This window comes from Kitasatospora sp. GAS1066B (assembly GCF_041262605.1).
Taxonomy (GTDB): Bacteria; Actinomycetota; Actinomycetes; order Streptomycetales; family Streptomycetaceae; genus Kitasatospora.
The window spans coordinates 114,164-138,521 of record NZ_JBGCCO010000010.1; the positions used below are offsets into that span (position 1 = coordinate 114,164).

General features: G+C 67.6%; 37 protein-coding genes. 1 reads left to right on the plus strand and 36 read right to left on the minus strand.

Going from position 1 to position 24,358, the window contains the following annotated elements:
• Positions 1 to 13: 13 nt before the first annotated feature.
• The 33 genes from truA to ABH937_RS13705 all read right to left on the minus strand — a co-directional run bounded on the left by truA (position 14) and on the right by ABH937_RS13705 (position 20,132).
• Positions 14 to 913: a tRNA pseudouridine(38-40) synthase TruA gene (gene truA / locus ABH937_RS13545; RefSeq protein WP_280692223.1), complete on the minus strand. Its 900-nt coding sequence runs from the start codon at positions 911 to 913 to the stop codon at positions 14 to 16.
• A gap of 77 nt (positions 914 to 990) precedes the next feature.
• On the minus strand, positions 991 to 1,488 hold the full coding sequence (gene rplQ / locus ABH937_RS13550) for a 50S ribosomal protein L17 (RefSeq protein WP_280692221.1): 498 nt from the start codon (positions 1,486 to 1,488) through the stop codon (positions 991 to 993).
• Between the two features lie 134 nt (positions 1,489 to 1,622).
• Positions 1,623 to 2,645: a DNA-directed RNA polymerase subunit alpha gene (locus ABH937_RS13555; RefSeq protein WP_035800873.1), complete on the minus strand. Its 1,023-nt coding sequence runs from the start codon at positions 2,643 to 2,645 to the stop codon at positions 1,623 to 1,625.
• Positions 2,646 to 2,770: 125 nt separating this feature from the next.
• Complete coding sequence (gene rpsK / locus ABH937_RS13560) at positions 2,771 to 3,178, minus strand: 30S ribosomal protein S11 (protein WP_035800872.1); 408 nt, start codon at positions 3,176 to 3,178, stop codon at positions 2,771 to 2,773.
• A 73-nt stretch (positions 3,179 to 3,251) separates the two neighbouring features.
• Positions 3,252 to 3,632 (minus strand): 30S ribosomal protein S13, encoded by a 381-nt coding sequence (gene rpsM / locus ABH937_RS13565; RefSeq protein ID WP_280692217.1) that lies wholly within the window; start codon positions 3,630 to 3,632, stop codon positions 3,252 to 3,254.
• A 170-nt stretch (positions 3,633 to 3,802) separates the two neighbouring features.
• Positions 3,803 to 3,916 (minus strand): 50S ribosomal protein L36, encoded by a 114-nt coding sequence (gene rpmJ, locus ABH937_RS13570; RefSeq protein ID WP_003956441.1) that lies wholly within the window; start codon positions 3,914 to 3,916, stop codon positions 3,803 to 3,805.
• Between the two features lie 63 nt (positions 3,917 to 3,979).
• On the minus strand, positions 3,980 to 4,201 hold the full coding sequence (gene infA, locus ABH937_RS13575; RefSeq protein ID WP_003956442.1) for a translation initiation factor IF-1: 222 nt from the start codon (positions 4,199 to 4,201) through the stop codon (positions 3,980 to 3,982).
• 161 nt (positions 4,202 to 4,362) lie between these two features.
• The gene (mscL, locus tag ABH937_RS13580; RefSeq protein WP_280692215.1) at positions 4,363 to 4,788 is read right to left on the minus strand and encodes a large conductance mechanosensitive channel protein MscL; all 426 of its coding nucleotides are present in this window, start codon (positions 4,786 to 4,788) and stop codon (positions 4,363 to 4,365) included.
• 70 nt (positions 4,789 to 4,858) lie between these two features.
• Entirely contained in the window at positions 4,859 to 5,698 is an 840-nt protein-coding gene (map, locus tag ABH937_RS13585; RefSeq protein WP_280692213.1) for a type I methionyl aminopeptidase, read from the minus strand.
• A 140-nt stretch (positions 5,699 to 5,838) separates the two neighbouring features.
• Positions 5,839 to 6,498, minus strand: coding sequence for an adenylate kinase (locus ABH937_RS13590; RefSeq protein ID WP_280692211.1), 660 nt, complete (start codon positions 6,496 to 6,498; stop codon positions 5,839 to 5,841).
• Positions 6,498 to 7,805 (minus strand): preprotein translocase subunit SecY, encoded by a 1,308-nt coding sequence (secY, locus tag ABH937_RS13595; RefSeq protein WP_280692210.1) that lies wholly within the window; start codon positions 7,803 to 7,805, stop codon positions 6,498 to 6,500. The genes ABH937_RS13590 and secY overlap by 1 nt, the downstream gene beginning before the upstream one ends.
• 309 nt (positions 7,806 to 8,114) lie before the next feature.
• Entirely contained in the window at positions 8,115 to 8,567 is a 453-nt protein-coding gene (gene rplO / locus ABH937_RS13600; RefSeq protein ID WP_280692208.1) for a 50S ribosomal protein L15, read from the minus strand.
• Between the two features lies 1 nt (position 8,568).
• Positions 8,569 to 8,751, minus strand: coding sequence for a 50S ribosomal protein L30 (gene rpmD, locus ABH937_RS13605; protein ID WP_030300409.1), 183 nt, complete (start codon positions 8,749 to 8,751; stop codon positions 8,569 to 8,571).
• Entirely contained in the window at positions 8,751 to 9,383 is a 633-nt protein-coding gene (gene rpsE, locus ABH937_RS13610; protein WP_370218308.1) for a 30S ribosomal protein S5, read from the minus strand. The genes rpmD and rpsE overlap by 1 nt, the downstream gene beginning before the upstream one ends.
• A 48-nt stretch (positions 9,384 to 9,431) precedes the next feature.
• Positions 9,432 to 9,815, minus strand: coding sequence for a 50S ribosomal protein L18 (gene rplR, locus ABH937_RS13615; RefSeq protein ID WP_280692204.1), 384 nt, complete (start codon positions 9,813 to 9,815; stop codon positions 9,432 to 9,434).
• 3 nt (positions 9,816 to 9,818) lie between these two features.
• Positions 9,819 to 10,358, minus strand: coding sequence for a 50S ribosomal protein L6 (gene rplF, locus ABH937_RS13620; protein WP_184937229.1), 540 nt, complete (start codon positions 10,356 to 10,358; stop codon positions 9,819 to 9,821).
• Positions 10,359 to 10,380: 22 nt separating this feature from the next.
• Entirely contained in the window at positions 10,381 to 10,788 is a 408-nt protein-coding gene (gene rpsH, locus ABH937_RS13625; protein ID WP_184937226.1) for a 30S ribosomal protein S8, read from the minus strand.
• Positions 10,789 to 11,067: 279 nt separating this feature from the next.
• Positions 11,068 to 11,253, minus strand: a complete 186-nt coding sequence (locus ABH937_RS13630) for a type Z 30S ribosomal protein S14 (protein ID WP_030055830.1) — start codon at positions 11,251 to 11,253, stop codon at positions 11,068 to 11,070.
• Positions 11,254 to 11,257: 4 nt separating this feature from the next.
• Entirely contained in the window at positions 11,258 to 11,836 is a 579-nt protein-coding gene (gene rplE / locus ABH937_RS13635) for a 50S ribosomal protein L5 (protein WP_280692202.1), read from the minus strand.
• Positions 11,836 to 12,147, minus strand: coding sequence for a 50S ribosomal protein L24 (gene rplX / locus ABH937_RS13640; RefSeq protein ID WP_035853973.1), 312 nt, complete (start codon positions 12,145 to 12,147; stop codon positions 11,836 to 11,838). Before rplX ends, rplE begins: the two co-directional genes overlap by 1 nt.
• 14 nt (positions 12,148 to 12,161) lie before the next feature.
• Complete coding sequence (rplN, locus tag ABH937_RS13645; RefSeq protein WP_035848171.1) at positions 12,162 to 12,533, minus strand: 50S ribosomal protein L14; 372 nt, start codon at positions 12,531 to 12,533, stop codon at positions 12,162 to 12,164.
• Between the two features lie 103 nt (positions 12,534 to 12,636).
• The gene (gene rpsQ, locus ABH937_RS13650; protein ID WP_110670527.1) at positions 12,637 to 12,909 is read right to left on the minus strand and encodes a 30S ribosomal protein S17; all 273 of its coding nucleotides are present in this window, start codon (positions 12,907 to 12,909) and stop codon (positions 12,637 to 12,639) included.
• Positions 12,909 to 13,133, minus strand: a complete 225-nt coding sequence (gene rpmC, locus ABH937_RS13655) for a 50S ribosomal protein L29 (protein ID WP_035848170.1) — start codon at positions 13,131 to 13,133, stop codon at positions 12,909 to 12,911. Before rpmC ends, rpsQ begins: the two co-directional genes overlap by 1 nt.
• The gene (gene rplP / locus ABH937_RS13660; protein ID WP_280692198.1) at positions 13,133 to 13,552 is read right to left on the minus strand and encodes a 50S ribosomal protein L16; all 420 of its coding nucleotides are present in this window, start codon (positions 13,550 to 13,552) and stop codon (positions 13,133 to 13,135) included. Before rplP ends, rpmC begins: the two co-directional genes overlap by 1 nt.
• A 3-nt stretch (positions 13,553 to 13,555) precedes the next feature.
• A complete protein-coding gene (gene rpsC / locus ABH937_RS13665; RefSeq protein WP_280692196.1) occupies positions 13,556 to 14,389 on the minus strand; it encodes a 30S ribosomal protein S3 in 834 nt (277 codons plus the stop codon).
• Complete coding sequence (gene rplV, locus ABH937_RS13670; RefSeq protein WP_280692195.1) at positions 14,389 to 14,736, minus strand: 50S ribosomal protein L22; 348 nt, start codon at positions 14,734 to 14,736, stop codon at positions 14,389 to 14,391. Before rplV ends, rpsC begins: the two co-directional genes overlap by 1 nt.
• Positions 14,737 to 14,793: 57 nt before the next feature.
• Positions 14,794 to 15,075, minus strand: coding sequence for a 30S ribosomal protein S19 (rpsS, locus tag ABH937_RS13675; RefSeq protein ID WP_030232469.1), 282 nt, complete (start codon positions 15,073 to 15,075; stop codon positions 14,794 to 14,796).
• An 11-nt stretch (positions 15,076 to 15,086) separates the two neighbouring features.
• The gene (gene rplB, locus ABH937_RS13680) at positions 15,087 to 15,923 is read right to left on the minus strand and encodes a 50S ribosomal protein L2 (RefSeq protein WP_280692193.1); all 837 of its coding nucleotides are present in this window, start codon (positions 15,921 to 15,923) and stop codon (positions 15,087 to 15,089) included.
• A gap of 43 nt (positions 15,924 to 15,966) precedes the next feature.
• Positions 15,967 to 16,287 (minus strand): 50S ribosomal protein L23, encoded by a 321-nt coding sequence (gene rplW, locus ABH937_RS13685; RefSeq protein WP_035848160.1) that lies wholly within the window; start codon positions 16,285 to 16,287, stop codon positions 15,967 to 15,969.
• Positions 16,287 to 16,964: a 50S ribosomal protein L4 gene (gene rplD / locus ABH937_RS13690; RefSeq protein WP_280692191.1), complete on the minus strand. Its 678-nt coding sequence runs from the start codon at positions 16,962 to 16,964 to the stop codon at positions 16,287 to 16,289. The genes rplW and rplD overlap by 1 nt, the downstream gene beginning before the upstream one ends.
• A 4-nt stretch (positions 16,965 to 16,968) precedes the next feature.
• Positions 16,969 to 17,616 carry a 50S ribosomal protein L3 gene (gene rplC / locus ABH937_RS13695; RefSeq protein WP_280692189.1) on the minus strand — a complete coding sequence of 216 codons (648 nt, stop codon included), beginning with the start codon at positions 17,614 to 17,616 and terminating at the stop codon, positions 16,969 to 16,971.
• Positions 17,617 to 17,630: 14 nt separating this feature from the next.
• Positions 17,631 to 17,939 (minus strand): 30S ribosomal protein S10, encoded by a 309-nt coding sequence (gene rpsJ / locus ABH937_RS13700; RefSeq protein WP_012785157.1) that lies wholly within the window; start codon positions 17,937 to 17,939, stop codon positions 17,631 to 17,633.
• A 465-nt stretch (positions 17,940 to 18,404) separates the two neighbouring features.
• Complete coding sequence (locus tag ABH937_RS13705; protein WP_370218309.1) at positions 18,405 to 20,132, minus strand: hypothetical protein; 1,728 nt, start codon at positions 20,130 to 20,132, stop codon at positions 18,405 to 18,407.
• Positions 20,133 to 20,530: 398 nt separating this feature from the next.
• Between ABH937_RS13705 and ABH937_RS13710 the strand changes: the two genes are divergently transcribed.
• Positions 20,531 to 22,279 carry a hypothetical protein gene (locus ABH937_RS13710; RefSeq protein WP_280692186.1) on the plus strand — a complete coding sequence of 583 codons (1,749 nt, stop codon included), beginning with the start codon at positions 20,531 to 20,533 and terminating at the stop codon, positions 22,277 to 22,279.
• A gap of 86 nt (positions 22,280 to 22,365) precedes the next feature.
• On the opposite strand, the gene ABH937_RS13715 is transcribed toward ABH937_RS13710, so the two are convergent.
• From ABH937_RS13715 to ABH937_RS13725, 3 genes are read right to left on the minus strand one after another with little or no spacing between them, the layout of a single operon-like run.
• Positions 22,366 to 23,274 (minus strand): glycosyltransferase family 2 protein, encoded by a 909-nt coding sequence (locus ABH937_RS13715; protein WP_370218310.1) that lies wholly within the window; start codon positions 23,272 to 23,274, stop codon positions 22,366 to 22,368.
• A gap of 4 nt (positions 23,275 to 23,278) precedes the next feature.
• Positions 23,279 to 23,671 carry a DUF2304 domain-containing protein gene (locus ABH937_RS13720; RefSeq protein ID WP_280692183.1) on the minus strand — a complete coding sequence of 131 codons (393 nt, stop codon included), beginning with the start codon at positions 23,669 to 23,671 and terminating at the stop codon, positions 23,279 to 23,281.
• The gene (locus ABH937_RS13725; protein WP_280692181.1) at positions 23,668 to 24,357 is read right to left on the minus strand and encodes a glycosyltransferase family 2 protein; all 690 of its coding nucleotides are present in this window, start codon (positions 24,355 to 24,357) and stop codon (positions 23,668 to 23,670) included. Before ABH937_RS13725 ends, ABH937_RS13720 begins: the two co-directional genes overlap by 4 nt.
• Position 24,358 lies beyond the last annotated feature (1 nt).

The following is a 24,358-nucleotide window of genomic DNA, read 5'->3' on the forward strand; positions in this document are numbered from 1 at the left end:
GTCACCAAATGGATTAGGCCTGGCCCGGCAGCGTCCGCATCCGCCGCGCCATCCGGTTCCGCTCGGCGAGCTGGTCGTCGGCCGGGTAGCCGACCTCCTCCAGGGTCAGCCCGTAGGGCCGGATCACGTTGACCGCGCTGTTGCGCACCCCGCCGCGCAGCACCTCGCCGGGGAACTCCACCGGCCGGTGCCCGTCCCCGACCAGCAGCATCGCGCCGACCAGGGCCCGCACCATGTTGTGGCAGAACGCGTCGGCCCGCACCGTGGCCACCGCCAGCGAGCCCTGCTGGGCCGCGTACGGGTCCATCGGCACCCGGTCCCAGTGCAGTTCGAGCAGCGTGCGGATGGTGGTCGCGCCCTCGCGCTTCTTGCAGTACGCGGCGAAGTCGTGCTCGCCGAGCAGCAGTCGCGCCGCCTCGTTCATCTTCGCGACGTCCAACGGCCGGTCGTGCCAGAGCACATGACCGCGCAGCAGCGGGTCCACCCCGCCCGGGTGGTCGGCCACCCGGTACGCGTACCGCCGCCAGATCGCCGCGAACCGCGCGTCGAAGCCGGCCGGCGCCTCGCTCACCCGGTAGATCCGGACATCCGCCGGCAGTCGCCCGGCCAGGCGCCGCAGCAGCTTCTCGCCGTGGCCGGCCCACACCTCGTCCGGCAGGTCGACGTGCGCCACCTGCCCGCGCGCGTGCACCCCGGCGTCGGTGCGCCCGGCCACCGTGAGCGGGAACAGCTCCGCGCTGCGGGTGACGACCTGCAGCGCGCTCTCGATCTCCTCCTGCACCGTGCGCCGCCCCCGCTGGCGCGCCCAGCCGGAGAACTCGGCGCCGTGATAGGCCAGATCGAGCCGGATCCGGACGTGACCCGCGGCGGGGCCGTCCTTCACGGGCGGCTGCTCGGCGCAGTCGTTCACCACATACCTCCGTCACAAGGGAACGGGCCCGCTCCCCCGCCGAAGCGGGGAAACGGGCCCGTTGAGAACACCTACCGGCGTCAGGCCTGCTCGTCCGCCGGGGCGGCGTCGGCGGGGGCCTCGTCGGCGACCTCGGCGGCAGCCGGAGCGGCAGCCTCGGTCTCCTTGACGGCGCGCTTGGTGGCGGCCTCGGCCTCACCGACGGCGGTCTGCGCGACGGTCAGCGCCTCGACCAGCTCGATCACGGCCATCGGGGCGTTGTCGCCACGACGGGGACCGATCTTGGTGATCCGGGTGTAGCCACCCGGACGGTTCTCGTAGCGCGGCGCGATCTCGGTGAAGAGGGTGTGCAGCACGGAGACGTCGGTGATCGTCTTGCGGACGATGCGACGGTTGTGGATGTCGCCGACCTTCGCCTTGGTGATCAGCTTCTCCGCCAGCGGGCGCATCCGACGGGCCTTGGCCTCGGTCGTGGTGATGCGGCCGTACTGGAACAGCTCACGGCACAGGCCGGCGAGCAGCAGCGGCTCGTGGTGCGGGCCGCCACCGAGGCGGGCACCCTTCGCGGGACGGGGCATGGTAGCTCCTTGTATCTCCGACTCCGGCCGTATCAGGTACCGGAACGGGCGGCCGGGCACGATTGCCCGGACGGCTTAGTTCATTGCATTGAGGTGGGGGCGACCCGCTGGGAGTCGCCCCCACCACAAATCTCTCAGTACTGCTCGGTCTCCGCGTAACCCGCGTCGTCCAGGTCGTCGGCGCCGAAGGCGTCGGCGGCGGCGGTCGGGTCGAATCCGGGCGGGCTGTCCTTGAGGGCCAAGCCCATGCCGGCCAGCTTCGCCTTGACCTCGTCGATCGACTTCGCACCGAAGTTGCGGATGTCGAGCAGGTCGGCCTCGGAGCGGGCGACGAGCTCACCCACGGTGTGGATGCCCTCGCGCTTGAGGCAGTTGTACGACCGAACGGTGAGCTCCAGCTCCTCGATCGGCAGCGCCAGATCGGCGGCCAGGGCGGCGTCCGTCGGGGACGGGCCCATGTCGATGCCCTCGGCGTCGATGTTCAGCTCGCGAGCGAGGCCGAACAGCTCCACCAGGGTCTTGCCGGCCGAGGCCATGGCGTCACGCGGGCGCATGGCGGGCTTGGTCTCGACGTCGACGATCAGCTTGTCGAAGTCGGTCCGCTGCTCGACACGGGTGGCCTCGACCTTGTAGGTGACCTTCAGCACGGGGCTGTAGATCGAGTCGACCGGGATCCGGCCGATCTCCTGGCCGGAAGCCTTGTTCTGCACGGCGGAGACGTAGCCGCGACCGCGCTCGACGGTCAGCTCCATCTCCAGCTTGCCCTTGCCGTTCAGCGTGGCCAGGACCAGCTCGGGGTTGTGCACCTCGACACCGGCCGGCGGCGCGATGTCGGCGGCGGTGACCACACCGGGACCCTGCTTGCGCAGGTACATCACGACCGGCTCGTCGTGCTCCGAGGAGACGACCAGCTGCTTGATGTTGAGGATGAGGTCGGTGACGTCCTCCTTGACACCCGGCACGGTGGTGAACTCGTGCAGGACACCGTCGACCCGGATGCTGGTGACGGCGGCACCGGGGATCGAGGAGAGCAGGGTGCGGCGAAGCGAGTTGCCGAGGGTGTAGCCGAAGCCCGGCTCCAGCGGCTCGATGACGAACCGCGAGCGGTACTCGTCGACAACCTCTTCGGTCAGCGAGGGGCGCTGAGCGATCAGCATGTTTTCAGATCCTCCACTTGTCTTCGACACCCACTATTTGATGCCGAACAAACCAAGCGTACGGCCTCCCGCGCGTTGCGGGAGGCCGGACGCAAGGGGTAGAGCAAGCACCCGAAGGCGACGCGTCAGACGCGGCGGCGCTTCGGCGGGCGGCAGCCGTTGTGCGGGGTGGGGGTGACGTCCTGGATCGAACCCACCTCCAGGCCGGTGGCCTGGAGCGAGCGGATCGCGGTCTCGCGGCCGGAGCCCGGACCCTTGACGAAGACGTCGACCTTGCGCATGCCGTGCTCCTGCGCACGACGCGCGGCGGCCTCGGCGGCCATCTGCGCGGCGAACGGGGTGGACTTGCGCGAGCCCTTGAAGCCCACGTGGCCGGCGGAGGCCCAGGAGATCACGTTGCCCGCGGGGTCGGTGATCGAAACGATGGTGTTGTTGAACGTGCTCTTGATGTGGGCGTGCCCGTGAGCGACGTTCTTCTTCTCCTTGCGGCGCACCTTCTTGGCGCCGGCAGCCTGACGACCCTTGGGGGGCATAAGTCTGTTTCTCCTACTGAGGTGGTCGGTCCGCTACCCGCGGGCCGGAGGGATGTCCGGTGAGCGGGACGGACTACTTCTTGCCGGGCTTCTTCTTGCCGGCAATCGCGCGACGCGGGCCCTTGCGGGTACGCGCGTTGGTGTGGGTGCGCTGACCGCGGACAGGCAGGCCACGGCGGTGACGCAGACCCTCGTAGCAGCCGATCTCGACCTTGCGGCGGATGTCGGCGGCAACCTCACGGCGGAGGTCACCCTCGACGCGGTAGTTGGCCTCGATCCACTTGCCCAGCTTGACGAGGTCGTCTTCGGAGATGTCGCGAACGCGGATGTCGGGGTTCACGCCCGTCTCGGCCAGCGTCTGCTGGGCGCGGGTACGGCCGATGCCGTAGACGTACGTGAGGGCGATCTCGATCCGCTTCTCGCGGGGGAGATCAACGCCGGCGAGGCGTGCCATTCATGGCTCCTGTGGTTCTTCAGAGGTCTTACGTGCTGCCTACTCCATCCGCCTCTCGGCGAGGGAGCCCCGGCCTCTGACCGGGGGTGGCAGTCCGTCCTGGGACGGATCGGGCAGCCCGTGTATGACTGTGCGCGTCGCGCGAAGGTACTACGAGAAATGCGGGAGGATCAGCCCTGGCGCTGCTTGTGGCGCAGGTTGTCGCAGATCACCATGACCCGGCCGTGGCGGCGGATCACCTTGCACTTGTCGCAGATCTTCTTGACGCTCGGCTTGACCTTCATGAGTCCGGTCCTCCGGGTCTAGATCTGACGGTTTCGCCCCTCGCGGGGCGAGAAAAAATGTGACTACTTGTAGCGGTAGACGATGCGTCCGCGCGTCAGGTCGTAGGGGCTCAGCTCCACGACGACGCGGTCATCCGGCAGGATTCGGATGTAGTGCATCCGCATCTTGCCGCTGATGTGCGCGAGGACCTTGTGACCGTTCTGCAGCTCAACCTTGAACATCGCGTTCGGGAGAGACTCGATCACGGTGCCCTCGATCTCAATGGCGCCTTGCTTCTTTGCCATGAACTACGAGATCCACCTTCCGGGACCGGCTACCGTATGCGGCACGCTCGTGCGAACCTGGGTTCACCCCTGCCCTGCGAGGGAAGAGGGCGTGCTGAAGCACGCTACGAGTGAGCCGACGGTCCATCCTACGCTACCGTCCGCTCAGCGACCAAAACGGTTCAGCGCTGCGCCGCGATGGCGAGCGGCTGGACCTGCGCGGTACAGGCCGAGCAGCGGCTGGCCGCCTCCGGGATGTCGGTCAGGCACTCCGGGCAGGGGCGCTTGGCGACCTTCGGCTTCTTCGGCAGGTACTTGGCGCTGGCCCGGGTCACCGGCAGCACGACGCAGAAGTAGAGCACCGCGGCGGTCAGCACGAACGCGATCAGCACGTTCAGGAACTGCCCGTACGGGAAGGTCACGCCGGCCGCGGTGAAGCTGCGCGAGCTGAAGTCGCCGGCGGCGCCCACCACGACGCCCACCAGCGGAGTGAGGAACGCCTTCACGAACCCGGTGACCACGGCGGTGAACGCCGAGCCGATCACGATCCCGACGCCCATGTCGATGACGTTGCCGCGCATCATGAAGTCGCGGAAGCCCTTGAGCACTGTTACCCCTATTGTCCGATCTACCGGCCGCTCGAAGGCAGCACGATACCGGCTCGGCCCAGCGGCCGTGTCAACCCAACGGGTCCGGAGCCGCGGTCACGCCCAGCGCCGCGAGCTGCGCCTTGCCGCCGTCGAAGGCGGTCAGCACCAGCGGGCCCTGCTCGGTGACAGCCACCGAGTGCTCCCAGTGCGCGGCCCAGGTGCCGTCGTTGGTGACGACCGTCCAGTCGTCCTCGAGGACCGAGGTGTGCGGGGTGCCCAGCGAGACCATCGGCTCGATCGCCAGCACCGTGCCGGGGACCAGCTTGGGGCCCTTGCCCCGGCCGCGCTCGACGTAGTTCAGCACGTGCGGCTCCATGTGCATGGCGGTGCCGATGCCGTGGCCGCCGTAGCCCTCGGTGATGCCCCACTTGCCCTTGGGGGGCAGCGGCTGGCGCCGGACGAAGCCCTCGATCGCCTTGGAGACGTCGACCAGGCGGTTGCTCTTCTTCATCTGGGCGATGCCAGCCCACATCGAGCCCTCGGTCACCTGGCTGAGCATCGCGACCTCGGGGCGGACCTCGCCGACCGGCACGGTGATCGCCGCGTCGCCGTGCCAACCGTCGATGATCGCACCGCAGTCGATCGAGATGATGTCGCCCTCGGCCAGCACCCGCTCACCGGGGATGCCGTGCACCACCTCGTTGTTGACCGAGGCGCAGATCACCCCGGGGAACCAGAGGCTGCCGTGGTGGGCGCGGAAGTTGGAGGTGGCACCGTGGTCGGCGATCACCTTGGCCGCGACGTCGTTGAGCTCCTGGGTGCTCACCCCGGGGGCGACCGCCTCGCGGCAGGCCTTGAGTGCCTCGGCGACGACCAGCCCGGCCGCTCGCATCTTCGCGATCTGCTCGGGGGTCTTGATCTCCACCATCTGGCCAGTGCCTTTCGTCGGTATGTCGGCCGTCCGGTCCTTGCCGGGCGGCGGTTCCACTCCCCCAACGGTACGACGCCGTACGGCCGCGGTACCCCGAAGCGGGTACCGCGGCCGTATGGGCGGGGGAACGTCCTTGCTCAGCCCGCTGCGCGCGCCTGCAGCGCGTCCACCGCGCGCTGGGTCACCTCGTCGACCTTGCCGAGCGCCGAGATGGTGGTGACCAGGTTCTGCTGGGCGTAGTACTCGATGATCGGCTCGGTCTCCGTGTGGTAGACCTCCAGCCGGGTGCGGACCGCGTCCTCGGTGTCGTCCGAACGCTGGTACAGCTCGCCACCGCACTCGTCGCAGACGCCCGCGACGGCCGGCGGGTTGTAGTCCACGTGGTAGACGTGGGCGCCGTTGTTGCGGCAGAGCCGGCGACCGGCGATCCGCTTCACGACCTCGTCCTCGGGGACCTCCAGGTCGAGCACGCCGTCCAGGGTGATCCCCTCGGCGGCGAGGTGCTCGTCCAGCGCCTTGGCCTGGGCCAGGTTGCGCGGGAAGCCGTCCAGCAGGAAGCCCTGCGCGGTGTCCGGCTGGAGGAGGCGGTCCTTGGCCATCCCGATGGTCACCTCGTCCGGTACGAGCTGACCCTTGTCCATGTAGCCCTTCGCCTCGAGCCCCAGCGGGGTGCTCTGGCTGATGTTGGCCCGGAACAGGTCACCGGTCGAGATGTGGGGAATGGACAGGGTCTTGGCGAGCACGTGCGCCTGAGTACCCTTCCCGGCCCCGGGAGGTCCGACGAGGACGATACGCATCAGCGGAGGAACCCTTCGTAATTACGCTGCTGGAGCTGGCTCTCGATCTGCTTCACAGTTTCGAGTCCGACGCCGACGATGATGAGGATGCTGGTGCCGCCGAACGGGATGGTGGTGCTCGCGTTGAGGGCGACCAGGCCGATCATCGGGATCAACGCGATGAGGCCCAGGTAGAGCGAACCCGGCCAGGTGATGCGGGTCAGCACGTAGTTCAGGTATTCGGCCGTCGGGCGACCGGCCCGGATCCCGGGGATGAACCCACCATACTTCTTCATATTGTCGGCAACTTCCTCGGGGTTGAAGGAGATCGCGACGTAGAAGAAGGCGAAGAACACGATCAGCACGAAGTACGTGGCCATGTAGATCGGGTGGTCGCCCTTGGTGAAGTTGTTCTGGATCCAGATCGCCCAGCCGGCCTTGCTGCTGGTCAGCTGCGCGACCAGGGCCGGGATGTACAGCAGCGAGGAGGCGAAGATGACCGGGATGACACCGGCCTGGTTCACCTTCAGCGGGATGTAGGTCGAGGTACCGCCGAAGGCCCGCCGCCCGATCATGCGCTTGGCGTACTGCACCGGGATCCGGCGTTGGGCCTGTTCGACGAAGATGACCAGCACCACCACGACCACGCCGACCGCGAGGACCGCGAAGAAGTCGACCCAGCCGCCACCGATCTTGCCGGCCTTCTTGATCGACCAGAGGTTGCCCGGGAAACCGGAGGCGATCGAGGTGAAGATCAGGATCGACATGCCGTTGCCGATGCCGCGGTCGGTGATCAGCTCACCGAGCCACATGATCATCGTGGTACCGGCGGTCATCGTGATGACCATGGTGGCGATCCGGAACACCGAGGTGTCCGGCACCACCTGGTTGCCCACGGCACAGGTGGAGAAGAGCGCGCCGTTGGAGGCGGTCGCCACGATGCCGGTGCCCTGCAGGATCGCCAGCGCGATCGTCAGGTACCGGGTGTACTGGGTGATCTTGGTGGTACCGGCCTGCCCCTCCTTCTTCAGCGCTTCCAGCCGCGGGATCACGACGGTCAGCAACTGCAGGATGATGCTGGCGGTGATGTACGGCATGATGCCGAGCGCAAAAATCGTCAACTGCAGCAGCGCACCGCCGCTGAACAGGTTGACGAGGCCGAAGAGGCCGCTGTTGCTCTGCTTCACGCACTCGTTCACGGCTTTGAAATTGACGCCGGGGACGGGGATGTGCGCACCCATCCGGAACAGCACCATGATGCCCAGCGTGAACAGCAGCTTCTTGCGCAGGTCGGGCGTCTTGAACGCCCGCGCGAACGCACTGAGCACGGTGCCTCCTGCGCCTCCCGCGCGTCGTCGGCGGGAGGGTCGGTCCTGATGATGGGGAGTTGAGGTGTGACCTGCTCCGCCGCAGCCGGGGGGAGGCTACAAGGGAACTCCACGGACTCTAACAGTGCGCGGCAACGAAGAAGAAGCTCATGGAGCAGGGGGTTGCCCAACGGGCGCCCAGATGCCCGGTTTTGGCCCGGGTTGAGTCCCAAAGTCGTGGTGATGAGCACACGAATGACCAGAGCCCCGCCCCTCGAACGAGGGACGGGGCTCGGTGTCTGACCTGACGTCAGTCGGCGGTCAACGGGCTCAGATGAGCTCGGTGACGGTGCCGCCGGCGGCCGTGATCTTCTCGGCGGCGGAGCCGGAGACGGCGTCCACCGAGACCTGCAGCGCGACCGAGATCTCGCCGGTGCCGAGCACCTTGACGAGCGAGTTCTTGCGAACCGCGCCCTTCTCGACGAGACCCTCGACGGTGACCTCTCCACCCTGCGGGTAGAGCTCGGCCAGCTTGTCGAGGTTGACCACCTGGAAGGTGATCTTGAAGGGGTTCTTGAAGCCCTTCAGCTTCGGCAGGCGCATGTGGAGGGGCATCTGGCCACCCTCGAAGCGCTGCGGAACCTGGTAGCGGGCCTTGGTGCCCTTGGTACCACGACCGGCGGTCTTACCCTTGGACGCCTCACCACGACCGACACGGATCTTGTCGGTCTTGGCGCCCGGGGCGGGACGCAGGTTGTGGATCTTGATCGGCGAGTCAGCCATCTCAGTCCACCTCCTCGACCGTGACGAGGTGACGCACGGTCTGGGCCATCCCGCGGATCTCGGGACGGTCCTCCTTGACGACCACATCGTGCATGCGCTTCAGACCCAGCGAGCGCAGCGTCTCGCGGTGGTTCTGCTTGCTGCCGATGTAGGACTTGGTCTGCGTGATCTTCAGGCGAGCCATCAGGCACCCGCCCCCGCGGTCGCGGCGGCGGTGCCGGCGGCGCGAGCGCGCAGCAGGGCGGCCGGGGCCACGTCCTCGAGCGGCAGACCACGACGGGCCGCGATCTCCTCGGGGCGCACGAGGCCCTTCAGAGCAGCCACGGTGGCGTGCACGATGTTGATCGCGTTGTCCGAGCCGAGCGACTTCGACAGGATGTCGTGAACGCCGGCGCACTCCAGGACGGCACGCACCGGGCCACCGGCGATAACGCCGGTACCGGGGGACGCCGGCTTCAGGAGCACGACGCCGGCGGCCTTCTCGCCCTGGATCGGGTGCGGGATGGTGCCCTGGATACGGGGGACCTTGAAGAAGTTCTTCTTGGCCTCCTCAACACCCTTGGCGATGGCGGCCGGAACCTCCTTCGCCTTGCCGTATCCGACACCCACGGTGCCGTCACCGTCGCCCACCACGACCAGCGCGGTGAAGCTGAAACGACGACCACCCTTGACAACCTTGGCGACACGGTTGATCGCAACGACGCGCTCAACGTAAGCGGTCTTCTCGACGGCGGGGGCGTTGCCCCGGTCGTCACGCTTACGGTCACGCCGCTCGCCACCGCCGGCGCCGCTACCGCGGCGCTGGGGTCCAGCCATTGGAATTACCTCTCTCGATTACGTCCGCCGACAGAGTCGACGAGCGGCTTAGAAGTCGAGCCCGGCCTCGCGGGCCGCGTCCGCCAGAGCGGCGATGCGGCCGGCGTACCGGTTGCCCGCGCGGTCGAAGACGACCGACTCGATGCCGGCGGCCTTGGCGCGCTCGGCGACCAGGCTCCCGACCTTCTTGGCCAGCTCGGTCTTGTCGCCCTCGGTGCCCTTGATGGACACGTCGAGGGTGGACGCCGACGCCAGGGTGTGACCCTTGGCGTCGTCGATGACCTGGGCGACCATGTGACGGTTCGAGCGCGTCACAACGAGGCGCGGACGCACCTCGGTGCCGACGACGCGCTTGCGAACGCGAATCGCGCGGCGCTTACGGGCGGAGGGCTTGTAGGCGTTGCCCTTGCCGATCTTGACAGAGACGCTCATCGCTTACTTACCACTCTTTCCGACCTTGCGGCGGATGACCTCGCCCGCGTACTTGACGCCCTTGGCCTTGTACGGGTCGGGCTTGCGCAGCTTGCGGATCTTGGCCGAAACCTCGCCGACCAGCTGCTTGTCGATCCCGTCCACGTGGAACTTGGTGGGCGACTCGACCACGAAGGAGATGCCCTCCGGGGCCTCGATCAGGATCGGGTGGCTGTAGCCGAGCTGGAACTCCATCGAGGAGCCCTTCGCTGCGACTCGGTAACCAACACCGCTGATCTCCAGCGACTTGCGGTAGCCCGCGGTCACGCCGGTGATCATGTTCGCCACCAGCGTGCGGGAAAGGCCGTGGAGGGCCTTCGACTGACGCTCGTCGTTCGGGCGAGTGACAACCAGGGTGCCGTTCTCGTCCTTGCCGATCTCGATCGGCTCGGCGACAACGTGGGTGAGGGAGCCCTTCGGGCCCTTCACCGAGACCGCCTGGCCATCGATGGTGACGTCCACGCCGGCGGGAACCGGGATGGGCAGCCGTCCAATGCGCGACATTGCTGTACCTCCGTTTCCCGAATTACCAGACGTAGGCGAGAACTTCTCCGCCTACGCCCTTCTTGGCGGCCTGCTTGTCGGTGAGGAGACCCGAGGACGTGGAGATGATCGCCACGCCCAGGCCGCCGAGCACCTTCGGCAGGTTGGTGGACTTTGCGTAGACCCGCAGGCCCGGCTTGCTGATTCGCTTGATACCAGCGATCGAGCGCTCGCGGTTGGGGCCGAACTTGAGCTCGATGGTCAGCTTCTTGCCGACCTCGCCCTCCTGCGGCTCCTCGACCTTCCAGCTGGAGATGTAACCCTCCTGCTGCAGGATCTGCGCGACGTGCGACTTGATCTTGCTAGCCGGCATCGCCACGGTGTCGTGGTACGCCGAGTTCGCGTTACGCAGACGCGTGAGCATGTCTGCGATGGGGTCGGTCATGGTCATGATGGCCTCAGGCCTCTCTCGCCGTGGTTTCTCCGCGCCAGGTCCCCCCACCGCACTCCGCGAGGAGTGCGGTGGGGGCACAGACGCAGGGGACCTGCGGCGTTAGTAAGACTGGGTGCGAGCCCTCAGAAGAGAGCCGCGAGCATTCATAGGGAATGCCGCGGCAGGGGGCCCGACCCCACTACCTTACGGGATCCGGAACCGGAACCCAAAAGTAGGGGGTGGGGCACCTCTGCTTCGCTGGTGGTACCTCGTGCTCCAGGGCGCCTTGGGTAAGGACTACCAGGAGCTCTTGGTCACGCCCGGCAGCTCGCCGCGGTGCGCCATCTCACGGAGGCAGACACGGCACAGGCCGAACTTGCGGTACACCGAGTGCGGACGGCCGCAGCGCTGGCACCGGGTGTAGGCCCGGACGCCGAACTTCGGCTTACGCTCGGACTTCGCGATGAGGGACTTCTTCGCCATTGGCTCACGCCTCCTTGAACGGGAAGCCCAGAGCGCGCAGGAGCGCCCGGCCCTCGTCGTCGGTCTGAGCGGTGGTCACGACGGTGATGTCCATACCGCGCTGACGGTCGACCTTGTCCTGGTCGATCTCGTGGAACATGACCTGCTCGGTCAGACCGAACGTGTAGTTGCCACGGCCGTCGAACTGCTTGGGGGAGAGACCACGGAAGTCACGGATACGCGGCAGCGCCAGCGACACCAGACGGTCCAGGAACTCCCACATGCGGTCACCACGAAGGGTGACGTGGGTGCCGATCGGCTGGCCCTCACGCAGCTTGAACTGCGCGATGGACTTGCGAGCCTTCGTCACCGCCGGCTTCTGACCGGTGATGGCGGTGAGGTCGCGGATCGCGCCCTCGATCAGCTTGGAGTCGCGGGCGGCCTCGCCCACACCCATGTTGACCACGACCTTGACCAGGCCGGGGATCAGCATGACGTTCTCGTAGGAGAACTCCTCCTGCAGCTGGCCCTTGATCTCGGCGTTGTAACGCGCCTTGAGGCGGGGGGCCACCTTCTCAACGTTCTCGATGGTCGTCTCAGACATCAGATGTCCTCACCGGTTCGCTTGGCAACGCGGATCTTGTTGCCCTCGTCATCGAAGCGGTAACCAACGCGAGTGACGACCTTCTTGCCGTCCTTCTCCACGACCAGCTGCACGTTGGAGACGTGCACCGGGGCCTCGACGGTGATGATGCCACCGGCGGTGCCCTGGCCGGGCTTGGTGTGCTTCTTGACCCGGTTCACACCCTCGACGAGGACCTTGTTCTCGGCGGGCATGGCCTGGATGACCTTGCCCTGCTTGCCGCGGTCCTTGCCGGTGATGACCTGAACCAGGTCACCCTTCTTGATCTTCATGCTGTTCGCCATGGTTAGAGCACCTCCGGCGCCAGCGAGATGATCTTCATGAACTTCTTGTCACGCAGCTCGCGGCCCACCGGGCCGAAGATGCGGGTGCCACGGGGGTCACCATCGGTGTTCTTGAGGACGACGGCGGCGTTCTCGTCGAACCGGATGTACGAACCGTCGGGACGACGGCGCGACTTCACGGTACGGACGATGACGCACTTGACGACGTCACCCTTCTTCACGGTGCCACCGGGGATCGCGTCCTTGACGGTGGCGACGATGACGTCCCCGATGCCGGCGTAGCGGCGACCGGAGCCACCGAGAACGCGGATGCAAAGGATTTCCTTCGCGCCCGTGTTGTCGGCGACACGCAGTCGCGACTCCTGCTGGATCACAGCTTTCTCCTGATCGTCAACGAGAGTCGACGGGCCGGCCGCTGCTCACACCGGCGTCCCCTGGGGGACCTGGTGCACATACGGCCGTACCTCATCGGCTTCGTTACTTGGCCTTCTCGAGGATCTCGACGACGCGCCAGCGCTTCGTCGCGGACAGCGGGCGGGTCTCCGCGAGGAGGACCCGGTCACCGATGCCGCACGCGTTCTGCTCGTCGTGCGCCTTCAGCTTGTTCGTACGGCGGATGACCTTGCCGTACAGAGCGTGCTTGACGCGGTCCTCGACGGCGACGACGACGGTCTTGTCCATCTTGTCGCTGACGACGAGACCCTCACGGGTCTTGCGGAAACCGCGCGTCTCGTTGGTGTTCTCAGTCATCAGGCGTTCTCCACCGTCTCGATGCCCAGCTCGCGCTCGCGCATCAGGGTGTAGATCCGCGCGATGTCCTTACGGACCAGCCGAAGCCGTCCGTGGTTGTCGAGCTGTCCGGTCGCCGCCTGGAAGCGGAGGTTGAACAGCTCCTCCTTGGCCTCGCGGAGCTTCGCAACGAGACCCTCGTTGTCCAGCTCGCGCAGCTCAGCAGCCTTGGTGCCGGCCGACATCAGCTCTCACCTGCCTCGCGCCGGACAATCCGGCACTTCATCGGGAGCTTGTGAGCAGCGCGGGTGAGCGCCTCACGAGCAACCTTCTCGTTGGGGTAGGACAGCTCGAACATGATCCGTCCCGGGTGAACGTTGGCGATCCACCACTCCGGCGAACCCTTACCGGAACCCATGCGGGTCTCGGCAGGCTTCTTGGTGAGGGGACGGTCCGGGTAGATGTTGATCCAGACCTTGCCGCCACGCTTGATGTGACGGGTGATGGCGATACGAGCGGACTCGATCTGCCGGTTCGTCACGTAGGCCGGGGTGACGGCCTGGATGCCGTACTCGCCGAAGGCGAGCTCGGTGCCACCCTTGGCCATGCCGCGGCGCTTGGGGTGGTGCTGCTTGCGGTGCTTGACCCGACGGGGGATCAGCATGGGTCAGGCCTCCGTTCCGGTGCTCTCAGCAGCCGGCGCCTCGTTCACCGCAGCCGCGGGGGCCTCGGTGTTCGCGGGACGACGACCGCCACGGGCGCCACCGCGCTCGCCGCCACGGCCACCGCGCTCGCCGCCACGCGCGGGGCGGGCGTCGTTGCGGGCCGGACGGTTGCCCGAGCGGGCAGCGGCGTTCTCAGCGCGGACCTCGGCGATGTTCTTGACGTCGCCCTTGTAGATCCAGACCTTCACGCCGATACGGCCGAAGGTCGTCTTGGCCTCGAAGAAGCCGTAGTCGACGTTCGCGCGCAGCGTGTGCAGCGGCACACGACCCTCGCGGTAGAACTCCGAACGGCTCATCTCGGCGCCGCCGAGACGACCGGAGCACTGGACCTTGATGCCCTTGGCGCCGGACTTCATGGTGCCCTGCATCGACTTGCGCATGGCACGGCGGAACGACACGCGGGAGGACAGCTGCTCCGCGACGCCCTGAGCCACGAGCTGGGCGTCCAGCTCGGGGTTCTTGACCTCGAGGATGTTCAGCTGGACCTGCTTGCCGGTCAGCTTCTCGAGGTCGCCGCGGATGCGGTCGGCCTCGGTGCCACGGCGACCGATGACGATGCCGGGGCGAGCGGTGTGGATGTCAACGCGGACGCGGTCGCGGGTGCGCTCGATCTCAACCTTCGAGATGCCGGCGCGCTCCATGCCCTTCGTCATCATGCGACGAATGGCGACGTCTTCCTTGACGTAGTCCTTGTACAGCTTGTCGGCGTACCAGCGGGACTTGAAGTCCGTGCTGATGCCGAGACGGAACCCGTGCGGGTTAACCTTCTGGCCCATTACCGGGTCCCTTCCTTGCTGCTGACGACCACGGTGATGTGGCTGGTCCGCTTGCGGATCCGGTAGGCACGGCCCTGGGCGCGCGGACGGAACCGCTTCAGGGTCGGGCCCTCGTCAACGTACGCCTCGCTGATGACGAGGTCGTCCACGTTGTTGTGGTTGTAGTTGTGCGCGGCGTTGGCGATGGCGCTGTTGAGCACCTTGCCGACCGGCACGGTGGCGGCCTGCGGAGCGAACCGCAGGATCGCCTGGGCCTCCGTGGCGTTCAGGCCACGGATGAGGTCCACCACGCGGCGGGCCTTCATGGGCGTGACGCGGATGTACCGCGCCTGGGCCCTGGCTTCCATGGTTGTCCCCTTAATGGAGTAAGTCATTGAGTCGTTCTGGCGGTGAAGCTCAGGCGACTAGCGACGCTTCGACTTGCGGTCGTCCTTGACGTGGCCGCGGAAGGTGCGGGTCGGAGCGAACTCGCCCAGCTTGTGGCCGACCATCGACTCGGTGACGAACACCGGGACGTGCTTGCGACCATCGTGGACCGCGATCGTGTGACCGAGCATGCTCGGGCTGATCACGGAGCGGCGGGACCAGGTCTTGATGACGTTCTGGGTACCGGCTTCATTCTGTACGTCCACCTTCTTGATGAGGTGGCCGTCGATGAAGGGGCCCTTCTTGAGACTGCGCGGCATCTGACCTGCTCCTAGCGCTTCTTGTTGGTCTTGCGGCGGCGCACGATGAGGGCGTCCGAAGCCTTGCCGGGCTTACGGGTGCGACCCTCCTTCTGGCCCCACGGCGAGACCGGGTGGCGACCACCAGAGGTCTTACCCTCACCACCACCGTGCGGGTGGTCGATCGGGTTCATGGCCACACCACGCACGGTCGGGCGAACGCCCTTCCAGCGCATACGGCCGGCCTTGCCCCAGTTGATGTTCGACTGCTCGGCGTTGCCGACCTCGCCGACGGTGGCGCGGCAGCGCACGTCGACCAGGCGGATCTCACCGGAGGGCATGCGCAGGTGCGCCATGCGACCCTCACGGGCGAGCAGCTGGATGCCGGAACCCGCGGAGCGGGCCATCTTGGCACCGCCACCGGGACGCAGCTCCACCGCGTGGATGGTGGTACCGACCGGGATGTTGCGCAGCGGCAGGTTGTTGCCCGGCTTGATGTCGGCCGTCGGGCCGTTCTCAATCCGGTCACCCTGGGTGATGCCACGCGGGGCGATGATGTAGCGCTTCTCGCCGTCCGCGTAGTGCAGCAGCGCGATGCGCGCGGTGCGGTTGGGGTCGTACTCGATGTGCGCGACCTTGGCCGGCACGCCGTCCTTGTCGTGACGACGGAAGTCGATCACTCGGTAAGCGCGCTTGTGGCCGCCACCCTGGTGGCGAGCGGTGATACGACCGGCGTTGTTACGGCCGCCCTTGCTGTGCAGGGGGCGAACCAGCGACTTCTCCGGCGTGGACCGCGTGATCTCTACGAAGTCGGCCACGCTGGAGCCACGACGGCCCGGCGTAGTCGGCTTGTACTTGCGGATGCCCATTTGGCTCTCTCGTCCTCGTCCTTATCGACGATCACGATCCCCGTTAGGAGACCGGACCACCGAAGATGTCGATGCGGTTGCCCTCAGCCAGCGTCACGATGGCGCGCTTGGTGTCCTTGCGCTTGCCAAAGCCCGTCTTGGAGCGCTTGCGCTTGCCCTGACGGTTGAGCGTGTTGACGGACTCGACCTTGACCGAGAAGACCGCCTCGACGGCCTGCTTGATCTGGGTCTTGTTGGCACCGGGCGACACGACGAACGTGTACTTGTTCTCGTCGAGGAGCGCGTAGCTCTTCTCGGAGATGACCGGCTTCACCAGAACGTCACGGGGGTCCGTGAACGTCTTGCTCGTGATGTCTGCAGCCATCAGGCGGCGCTCCCTTCGAGCTCGCCCTCAGCAGCCACAGCCTTGGCGGACGCAGCGGGACCCGCTACGAAACGCTCGAAAGCAGCCTGGGTGAAGACCACATCGTCGGAGACGAGCACGTCGTAGGTGTTCAGCTGACCGGCGTCCACGATGTGCACGTTCGGCAGGTTGCGGGCGCTCTTCAGACCCAGCTCGTCGGCACGCTCGACGACGAGGAGGATGTTCTTGCGCTCGGTGATCTTGCCGAACAGGCCCTTGGCGGCCTTGGTCGACGGCGCCTCGGTCGCGGTCACGTCGGTGATGACGTGAATGCGCTCGTGGCGGGCCCGGTCGGTGAGCGCACCGCGAAGCGCGGCGGCGATCATCTTCTTCGGGGTCCGCTGCGAGTAGTCGCGCGGCTTCGGGCCGTGGACGACGCCACCGCCCGCGAACTGCGGCGCGCGGGTCGAGCCCTGACGAGCCCGGCCGGTGCCCTTCTGGCGGTACGGCTTGCGGCCGCCGCCTCGGACCTCGCCGCGAGTCTTGACCTTGTGGGTGCCCTGACGGGCCGCAGCGAGCTGCGCCACGACGACCTGGTGCATCAGCGGAACGCTGACCTTGGCGTCGAAGATCTCGGCGGGCAGCTCGAGGCTGCCGGTCTTGTCGCCCGAGGGCGACAGGATGTCAATGGTGCTCATATCCTCACAGCCCCTTCGCCGCGGTGCGGACGAGGACGAGGCCGCCGTTCGGGCCCGGGATCGCTCCCTTGATCAGGAGCAGCCCCTTCTCCGCGTCAACGGCGTGGATGGTCAGGTTCTGGGTGGTCACGCGCTCGTGGCCCATCCGGCCGGCCATCTTCATGCCCTTGAACACGCGACCCGGGGTGGCGCAGCCACCGATCGAGCCGGGCGAACGGTGCTTGCGCTGCACGCCGTGACCGGCGCCGAGGCCCTTGAAGTTGTGACGCTTCATGACACCGGCGAAGCCCTTGCCCTTGGAGGTGCCGGTCACGTCGACCTTGACACCCGCCTCGAACAGCTCGGCGGTGATCTCCTGGCCCAGCGTGTACTCGGAGGCGTCCGAGGTACGCAGCTCGACCAGGTGGCGGCGCGGGGTGACACCGGCCTTGGCGAAGTGACCCGCGAGGGGCTTGTTCACCTTGCGGGGGTCGATCTCGCCGAAGCCGATCTGCACGGCGTCGTAGCCGCTCGTGCTGTCGGCGGTGTGAACCTGGGTCACGACATTGGGCCCGGCCTTGACGACGGTCACCGGAACGATCCGGTTGTTCTCGTCCCAGACCTGGGTCATGCCGAGCTTCTCGCCCAGGATTCCCTTAATCTGCTTTGCCATCTTCGTCGCGCCTCTCAGAGCTTGATCTCGATGTCGACGCCGGCCGGAAGGTCGAGGCGCATCAGCGAGTCAACGGTCTTCGGGGTCGGGTCGAGGATGTCGATCAGACGCTTGTGAGTGCGCATCTCGAAGTGCTCGCGCGAGTCCTTGTACTTGTGCGGCGAGCGGATGACGCAGTACACGTTCTTCTCAGTGGGCAGCGGCACCGGGCCCGCGACCTGCGCACCAGTACGAATCACCGTCTCGACGATCTTCTTCGCCGAGGAGTCGATGACCTCGTGGTCGTAGGCCTTGAGCCGGATGCGGATCTTCTGTCCCGCCATGGCTACTCAGTAGTCCTTTGTCTCGTCTGCTGCTTCTGCTGCCGAAGTCGTCCGGTGGACTGGTCCGGTGGCACCCCTGGGTGGCTACCCTCCGGCCCCCGCGCTCGGGCGTGTCGCGCCCGCGCTTAAGAAAAGGGAAAGCCCTCTTCCAGAGGATCCGGATTGCCTTGCACCCACAGAACGCCGGGTCGAGGCCCCGCCCACGCTTCCCGGAAGATTCCCGTACGTCCGCCCCGCAGCTGCCGCGGTGTCGCTTACACACCACTGCGTTCACACAGAGCACGTGAACACATGAACGGCCATCACGGGAACGACGAGTACTTGGGACTCGCTTCCGGTCCTCCCGACGGGAGGCGCGCAGCATCGGCACTCAACCGAGCAACTTGGACATCCTGCCATAACGGGAGGTGGGAACGCGAATCGGGGCCGCCGTGGTCTGCACCACGCCGGCCCCGATCGCCTCTGCTAGTTCTTGGTGCCGGTGACCCACGGCGCCGGGCGGCCGCAGACGGCCGGCCAGTCCTCGGTCGGGATGCCGGAGCACCAGAGGCCGGTGTCAGGCGTGGGCTTCCAGTCCTTGACGATGTGGTCGGCACACTTCGTGACCGGCGAGTACTTGGGACACGTCCCGTCCGCCTTCTTGACCTCCTGCGCCCGGTAGGCGTCGATGCCCATGGAGGTCTCGGACGACTCGGGCATGTAGCGGTTGATCGACCACGAGGCGCCCATGGTCGCGAACAGGGCGACCGCGCACACCATGCCGGCCGAGAGCTGCCCCAGCACCCGCGGCGAGATGACGCCGACGGCCGAGTCCTTGGCCCGCAGCGCCCGGTCGAGCCAGCCGGTACCGCGCTGGACCAGGGCCATCAGGCCCAGGACGGCCAGGATCATCAGGCAGTACATGATGATCCAGGTGGTCCGGGGGTAGAGCTGGATCTGCTGGGTGCGCTCCATGTTCCCGGCGTAGTAGAAGCGCATCAGCCAGGCGCCGGCCAGCACGGCCGCGGCGGTCCGCACCGCGATGTTCCGCAGCGCCAGACCCATCCCGAGGCCGACGCCCAGCAGCAGCAGCACCGCGAACCCGGTCTGGCCCGAGAGCTCGCCGGCCGCCGGCCAGGTGTCGTAGGTCAGCTGGCCCGAGCGGTCCGACATCCAGCCGAGCACGTACGTCGGGTCCGCGTAGACCGAGAGGTAGGCGTACCGGTCAGGCGTCGAGGCACCGAGGCGCACGATCTCGTAGATCAGCGGCGCGCCCACCACCGCGAAGGCGACCCCGGCGCTGACCACGAAGGCGGCGGCCGAGGTGATCGCCGCCCGGCCCTTGCGCCACGGGAAGAGCAGGAGCGCCAGCACGAACACGCCGGGCGCCGACCACAGGTACCAGCCCGAGTACCAGAGGAACATCAGCCCGAAGACGACGCCGAAGCCGACGCCGAGCAGCAGGGCGGACCGCACCGACCGGCGCTCGGTGCGGCGCAGCTCGCGCATGAAGGCGGCCAGCAGCGGCAGCAGCATGATCATGACGACGTGGCTGTACGGCCGGATCGGGTCCAGGAAGACCACCGCGGCCGGGACCGCGATGAGCAGCGCCCAGAACGGACGCAGCAGGAGGCGCCAGGCCAGGTAGGACATCGGACCGACCAGCGCGCTGCAGATGATCTGCAGGTCGTGCAGTGCGTACCCGGCGCCGCCCACTCCGCCGTAGCGCATCTCCGACCAGGCCGCCATCGCGGCGGGGAACGCGGGCGGATAGACGCCGATGCCCTTGCCGTGCATGATCGAGGTGGCCATGTCGATCAGGACGCTGGGGTCGCCCTCCTGGCCGCCCAGCGGCCAGGGCGTTCCCCGCAGTGCTACCACGACCCCGCCGGCGACGACGCCGGTCGCCAGGCCGGCCAGGGCCGCGCAGACCAGCCGCTTGGCCAGCTCGTACTGCCGCAGTGTGCCGCGGTAGGCGGCGTAGAGCAGCACCGCCAGCAGCGGCAGCCCGATCAGCGCCACGTACTCCTGCAGCGTGGCGAGACCGCTGACCTGGCCGATCCGGTTGAGCGGGTTGACGCTGATGTGACGGCACAACGCGGTGTAGCCGAGTGCGGCGACGACGCTGACCACGGCCTCGGAGAGCCGCAGTTGCCACGGCCGCAGACGGAGGCGGCCAGCCTCGGCGGGCGGTGCGGAAGCGGTCAGGTGCACCGTTTCCCGGGCTGCACCAGGAGCACCGCTCGCCGGTTCGTGGGCCAAGTCGGCCATATCGATCGCTTCCGTAGGGCGGCTTGGTGCCGCGAGCCATGGACAGTGGGGCCACATCGACAAGGAGGCCGCCGGCAACGCGCCGTGGTTACCACATGGATAGCCGCTTACCTGAAAGTCATCCGATGCTACGGGCGCACGCTCATGCTATTAGTCCGTTCGGGCGCACCATACCGTGGGTCCAGTGCCCGTGCGGATGCGGTCAGGCGTTCGCACGCAACCGACGGTGGCACCCACCACGTCCCTCTGGTCCGGAGCCCCGAGCCCGTAGTGGTGGACTCAAACCAGGGTCTCGACACAATCACCGTGACGCACCTTCCGCTCATCGACAGGATCCTGAAGTGACGATCAGCTCAGCTCCTACCAACCTGGCACGTAGAACCAGGCATCGCGTCTCAGGAGCCGAACTCCCGCTGGACCGGACGTCCGGACTGTCGCTCGCCACCGAGGGCCTGGTGGCCACCACTGCCGCACTGCTGATGACGTGGCTCGCGAGCTTCGTGACGATCGATCCGGTCTCCCGGGTCGGCCAGGTGAGCGGGCTCGCCGCCCTGCAGCTGCGGCTGCTGCTCCTGCTCGGGGTGGTCCTGCTGATCGCGATGCCCGCGATGCGCCGCTGGCCGATGGCACCGCTGCGGCTGGCGTCGGCCGCTCTGGCCGGCCTGTGCACCGGGGTGACGGCGGCGGGGGTCGCGCTGGCCCTGCACGGCACCAACGCGCCGCTCTACGGACTGACGGGCGACTCGGGAGCCCTTCAGGCCTGGGCGCAGGCGATCATCGACGGCAAGCCGCTGGACCCTGCCTACCCGCCGCTGTTCCCGCACCTGGTCGCCTGGGTCGCGCAGATCTTCACCGGTGATGACGTCGGCCACGCGCTGAAGCTGCTGGGGCTGGTCTTCACCGCCATGATCGGGCCGGTGGCCTACCTGTCCTGGCGCCTGCTCCTCCCGCCGCTCTGGGCCCTGGGGATCGGCGTCACGGCCGCGCTCCCGCTGGTGCAGCCGTACAAGCCGTACACCAACATCGTGCTGGTGGCCCTCGTCCCCTTGCTCGGCAAGCTGCTCCAGCTGGTCCTGCGCTCCGAGGTGATCCGCCGCAAGCACGCCGCGGTGCTCGGCGGCGCGCTCGGCCTGGTGCTCGGCGGGCTCTTCCTCCTCTACTCGGGGTGGTTCGTCTGGTCCGCGCTGGGTGTCGGCGCGCTGACGCTGGCGATGCTGGTCCGGCTGGTGCGCAGCGGGGGCGGGCGGGCGCTGGTGACCGCACTGATCGGACTGGGCTCGACGCTCGCCGCCTTCCTCCTGGTCGCCGGAACGTACGCCGTCCAGCTGTTCACCGCGGCGGGGTCGACCGTCGACCGGTACTGCTACTTCGACACCCTCACCGAGCCGACCTATGTCGCGATGTGGCGCGACGACCTGCCCGGCTCGGACGCGCTCGGTTCCTGGCCGCCGCCCGGTGAGCTCGGCGGTGTCGGCGTCTTCAGCATCCTGCTGATCGTCGGTGCCGGCGTCGCGCTGGCGCTCGGGGTGCGGCATGCCGGTGTGCTGGCCGCCGCTGCCTGCACGGCCAGCGCGCTGGTCATGCGCTACTGGTTCGCCTCGCACATGGAACACGACCAGGCGGTCATGCTCTACCCGAGGACCAGTGCCCAGCTCCTGTACTGCCTGCTGGTCCTCACCGGGCTCGCCGCCTACCTGGCCGTCGGCCGGTACGCGGGGCGGGCCTCGGCACCGGATGCCGCGCAGGGTGCGGGGTGGCACCTGGGAGCCGCCGTGCGACGGCCGGTCGCCCTCGGGACGCTGTGCGCACTGGGCCTGCTGTACGGCATGGCCGGTTCCGCCACCGCCAGCAAGTACATGCCGGAGGACCCGAACCGCGACAGTGCCGGGATGCTCGCCTGGATCGCACAGAGCACCGCGGACGCGCACGGCCACTGCTCTCGGTACGCCCCGGGCGGCACGTGCACCAGCAGCCCGGGCGACCTGAGCACCCTGCTGCAGAAGCGGCAGGCCCCGGACGTCCTGTCCTGTTCGGGTGGGAACCCGTATCCGCTGAAGTCGGCCACCGAGCCCAGCCGGCTCGGGGGTTGATCCTCTGCTGAGCCGTTGCCCTGAAGGCCGACTGCCCCCGCCGGACGAGTCCGGCGGGGGCAGTCGGCCTTCAGGGCAACAATCGGTCAGGCGTCCTGGCGCCGTCCCGCGGTGAGTGCGTGCCGGGCCATCAGCTTGGCCCCGTCGGCCCGGCCGGCACGAAGCGCCCCGGGCAGCATGGTCAGCGCGTGCAGCCGGGACGCGCTGTGGAAACGCGCCGCACGGGCCGCCTTGGGCCAGCCACGGGCGTCCAACCGGTCGGCGACCGCGGAGAAGTACCGCTCCGCCTCGGTGAAGCGCGTGCCGGAAAAGGCCTGCACGGACGACTCGCTGACAGCGTGGCGCCGGTACTGGAACACCGTGGTGCTCTCGTCGATCACCATCTGCTCGCCCAGTTCCAGCAGGTCGACCACCAGGGCGAGGTCCTGGATGACCGAGTAGTCGTCCCGGAAGTTGACCGCGCGCAGCGCCTCACCACGCCAGCAGATGGACGGGAAGTACAGCCAGTTGCCCCGAAGCACACTGGCCGCCAGTTCCTCTCCGGCCATCACCCGGCGCCCGTTGACCTTGGGCGCGTACAGCCGACGCTTGGTCTGGTCCGCCAGTCCGGAGGTGACGACTCCGTTCCCGTCGATCACCTCGACACCCGGCTGGACCATGCCCGCCTCGGGGTGCTCCTCGAGGATCGCCCTGACGGTCTGCAGGTAGTGCGGGTGCAGCAGATCGTCGCAGCCCATGATGACCACGTGATCCGCCTGCGAGAGCTGGACGCACTTCTGGAAGTTCTTGGTGATGCCGAGGTTCTGCTCGTTGCGCAGGTAGTGGACCCGCTCGTCGCCCAGTTGCTCGAACCAACCCGGTACCTCGGGCTCCCGACCGTCGTCGACGACGACCAGCCGGAAGTCGGGATCCGTCTGGGCCAGGACGCTTCGCACCGCGTCCTGCATCAGCCGCACGTCCCCGTAGTACGGGAGCATGAAGTCGAAGCCAGCCACCGGATCAGGCCTTCACAGACTCGGAGGATTCCAGCACCTCGGGCGCGAGGCGCTCGTCATTGCTGCGGACGCCCTCGCTGATCGCCACCGTCCGGGCCAGGTCGGTCAGCTTCTTCTCCAGCGAGCGGAAGCGCAGGAACGTGTTGAGCGTCAGGAAGCCCATCCCCAGCACCATGACGTAGAGCACCAGGTCGGTGCCGCGACCGACGCCGAGTTGCTTGGCGAACCAGGTGACATCGGTCGGTCGCAGTACCGCGTAGATGTTGACCAGGACGAAGAACGAGAAGGCTATGCGCTTCCAGGCACGGGTGTTCGCCCGGTCCCAGCGCCGTATGAACATCAGGGCCAGCGACAGCGAGCCCACGATGAGGACCAGCTGGATCCAGAAGTACTTCATCGGCGGCCACGCTCCCGAAGCGAGATGTCGAAGAGGATGTTGACGCCGTTGATCAGGGACTGACCCTTGGCGCGGGAGTACTCGGTGTACAGGATGTCGACCGGGACTTCGGCGACCTTCAGCTCGGAGCCGGCCAGGAAGCCGACGATCTCGGAGGCGTGAGCCATGCCGTTCATCGTTATCTGCAGCCGCCCGGCCGCCTCACGGTTGAGCACGCGCAGGCCGTTGTGGGCATCGGTCAGCTTCAGCTTGCGAGCGGTCGGGCTGACCGCCGCGGCCGTGCGCAGCACGACCCGCTTGATCCACGGCACCTGGCCGTTCTGCTCGATGAACCGGGAGCCGAGCACCACGTCCACCTCGCTGGTGCGCAGCAGCTCGACCATCTTCTCGACGTCCGCCGTCTGGTGCTGACCGTCCGCGTCGAACGTGGCGAAGTACTGAGCAGTCGGCTGCTCCAAGGCGTACTTCAGCCCGGTCTGGAGGGCAGCGCCCTGGCCCAGGTTGACCGGGTGGCGAACAAGGTGCGCCCCGGTCTGCGCGACGTGCTTCGCGGTGTCGTCCGAGCTGCCGTCGTCGACGACGACGATATTGGGGAACGTCTTGCGCGCCGCCTCTACCACGTCGGCGATCACCTGGCCCTCGTTGTAGGCCGGTATCACCAGCCAGGTGTCGTGGTAATCGTTCACT

What these genes read in the sequence shown, in the direction of transcription:
- rplQ (WP_280692221.1), bottom strand. Translation starts at nt 1,488, where the DNA reads ATGCCCCGTCCCGCGAAGGGTGCCCGCCTCGGTGGCGGCCCGCACCAC.
- ABH937_RS13555 (WP_035800873.1), bottom strand. Translation starts at nt 2,645, where the DNA reads ATGCTGATCGCTCAGCGCCCCTCGCTGACCGAAGAGGTTGTCGACGAG.
- rpsK (WP_035800872.1), bottom strand. Translation starts at nt 3,178, where the DNA reads ATGCCCCCCAAGGGTCGTCAGGCTGCCGGCGCCAAGAAGGTGCGCCGC.
- rpsM (WP_280692217.1), bottom strand. Translation starts at nt 3,632, where the DNA reads ATGGCACGCCTCGCCGGCGTTGATCTCCCCCGCGAGAAGCGGATCGAG.
- rpmJ (WP_003956441.1), bottom strand. Translation starts at nt 3,916, where the DNA reads ATGAAGGTCAAGCCGAGCGTCAAGAAGATCTGCGACAAGTGCAAGGTG.
- infA (WP_003956442.1), bottom strand. Translation starts at nt 4,201, where the DNA reads ATGGCAAAGAAGCAAGGCGCCATTGAGATCGAGGGCACCGTGATCGAG.
- map (WP_280692213.1), bottom strand. Translation starts at nt 5,698, where the DNA reads ATGGTGGAGATCAAGACCCCCGAGCAGATCGCGAAGATGCGAGCGGCC.
- ABH937_RS13590 (WP_280692211.1), bottom strand. Translation starts at nt 6,498, where the DNA reads ATGCGTATCGTCCTCGTCGGACCTCCCGGGGCCGGGAAGGGTACTCAG.
- rplO (WP_280692208.1), bottom strand. Translation starts at nt 8,567, where the DNA reads ATGGCTGACTCGCCGATCAAGATCCACAACCTGCGTCCCGCCCCGGGC.
- rpmD (WP_030300409.1), bottom strand. Translation starts at nt 8,751, where the DNA reads ATGGCTCGCCTGAAGATCACGCAGACCAAGTCCTACATCGGCAGCAAG.
- rpsE (WP_370218308.1), bottom strand. Translation starts at nt 9,383, where the DNA reads ATGGCTGGACCCCAGCGCCGCGGTAGCGGCGCCGGCGGTGGCGAGCGG.
- rplR (WP_280692204.1), bottom strand. Translation starts at nt 9,815, where the DNA reads ATGAGCGTCTCTGTCAAGATCGGCAAGGGCAACGCCTACAAGCCCTCC.
- rplF (WP_184937229.1), bottom strand. Translation starts at nt 10,358, where the DNA reads ATGTCGCGCATTGGACGGCTGCCCATCCCGGTTCCCGCCGGCGTGGAC.
- rpsH (WP_184937226.1), bottom strand. Translation starts at nt 10,788, where the DNA reads ATGACCATGACCGACCCCATCGCAGACATGCTCACGCGTCTGCGTAAC.
- ABH937_RS13630 (WP_030055830.1), bottom strand. Translation starts at nt 11,253, where the DNA reads ATGGCGAAGAAGTCCCTCATCGCGAAGTCCGAGCGTAAGCCGAAGTTC.
- rplE (WP_280692202.1), bottom strand. Translation starts at nt 11,836, where the DNA reads ATGTCTGAGACGACCATCGAGAACGTTGAGAAGGTGGCCCCCCGCCTC.
- rplX (WP_035853973.1), bottom strand. Translation starts at nt 12,147, where the DNA reads ATGAAGATCAAGAAGGGTGACCTGGTTCAGGTCATCACCGGCAAGGAC.
- rpsQ (WP_110670527.1), bottom strand. Translation starts at nt 12,909, where the DNA reads ATGACTGAGAACACCAACGAGACGCGCGGTTTCCGCAAGACCCGTGAG.
- rpmC (WP_035848170.1), bottom strand. Translation starts at nt 13,133, where the DNA reads ATGTCGGCCGGCACCAAGGCTGCTGAGCTGCGCGAGCTGGACAACGAG.
- rplP (WP_280692198.1), bottom strand. Translation starts at nt 13,552, where the DNA reads ATGCTGATCCCCCGTCGGGTCAAGCACCGCAAGCAGCACCACCCCAAG.
- rpsC (WP_280692196.1), bottom strand. Translation starts at nt 14,389, where the DNA reads ATGGGCCAGAAGGTTAACCCGCACGGGTTCCGTCTCGGCATCAGCACG.
- rplV (WP_280692195.1), bottom strand. Translation starts at nt 14,736, where the DNA reads ATGGAAGCCAGGGCCCAGGCGCGGTACATCCGCGTCACGCCCATGAAG.
- rpsS (WP_030232469.1), bottom strand. Translation starts at nt 15,075, where the DNA reads ATGCCGCGCAGTCTCAAGAAGGGCCCCTTCATCGACGGCCACCTCATC.
- rplB (WP_280692193.1), bottom strand. Translation starts at nt 15,923, where the DNA reads ATGGGCATCCGCAAGTACAAGCCGACTACGCCGGGCCGTCGTGGCTCC.
- rplW (WP_035848160.1), bottom strand. Translation starts at nt 16,287, where the DNA reads ATGGCTGCAGACATCACGAGCAAGACGTTCACGGACCCCCGTGACGTT.
- rplD (WP_280692191.1), bottom strand. Translation starts at nt 16,964, where the DNA reads ATGAGCACCATTGACATCCTGTCGCCCTCGGGCGACAAGACCGGCAGC.
- rplC (WP_280692189.1), bottom strand. Translation starts at nt 17,616, where the DNA reads ATGGCAAAGCAGATTAAGGGAATCCTGGGCGAGAAGCTCGGCATGACC.
- rpsJ (WP_012785157.1), bottom strand. Translation starts at nt 17,939, where the DNA reads ATGGCGGGACAGAAGATCCGCATCCGGCTCAAGGCCTACGACCACGAG.
- ABH937_RS13720 (WP_280692183.1), bottom strand. Translation starts at nt 23,671, where the DNA reads ATGAAGTACTTCTGGATCCAGCTGGTCCTCATCGTGGGCTCGCTGTCG.